At 71.0% G+C, this 759-nt stretch carries 1 protein-coding gene; it reads left to right on the forward strand.

Annotation, left to right across the window (positions count from 1 at the left end; genetic code table 11):
- A partial coding sequence (locus tag FXO19_RS19010; RefSeq protein WP_425481506.1) for a YadA family autotransporter adhesin occupies positions 1-759 on the forward strand: 759 nt, incomplete at both ends.

A 759-nucleotide genomic window follows, 5' to 3' on the forward strand; every position in this document is an offset into this window, starting at 1 on the left:
GGTGACTATTCGACCGCGGTGGGCGGTTATGCGTCGGCGACGGGTTTCAACAGCACGGCGCTGGGCAACTTCAGCGAAGCGTCGGGCTCGAACAGCCTGGCGGTGGGTTCGGACAGCGCGGCAGGCGGCGACGACAGCGTCGCGGTGGGCCAGGGCGCGCAGGCGAGCGGTTTCAACAGCGTGGCGGTGGGCGGCTCCGGCTTCCTCGGACTGCTGCCGACCGAGGCGTCGGGTGATTACTCCACGGCGATCGGCGGTGCGGCGTACGCGGCGGGCTACAACAGCACGGTGCTGGGCAACTTCGGCGAGGCCATCGGCGACAACACGGTGGTGCTGGGTTCGGACGCGGTGGCCACGGCGGAAGGCGCGGTGGCGCTGGGCCAGGGTTCGGTGGCCGATCGCGACAACACGGTTTCAGTGGGCAGTGCCGGCGACGAGCGCCAGATCGCCAACGTGGCGGCAGGCACCGAGGGCACCGACGCGGTGAACCTCGACCAGCTGGAAGACGCCACGGCGAGCAACAAGTACTTCCAGGCGACCGGCGACGGCGAAGCGTATGCGCTGGGCGAGAACGCGACGGCATCCGGTTCGAACGCATACGCCGAGGCGGACTACGCGACGGCGGTGGGCGCGGACAGCAGCGTCTACGGCGTGGGCGGTTCGGCCTTCGGCAGTGGTTCGGTGGCCGGCGGGCAGTACGCCACGGCATCGGGCTACGGCGCGGTCGCCGAGGGCGACTCGAGCACTGCGGTCGGCGGC

This window comes from Luteimonas suaedae, from assembly GCF_008312895.1.
Classification (GTDB): domain Bacteria; phylum Pseudomonadota; class Gammaproteobacteria; order Xanthomonadales; family Xanthomonadaceae; genus Luteimonas; species Luteimonas suaedae.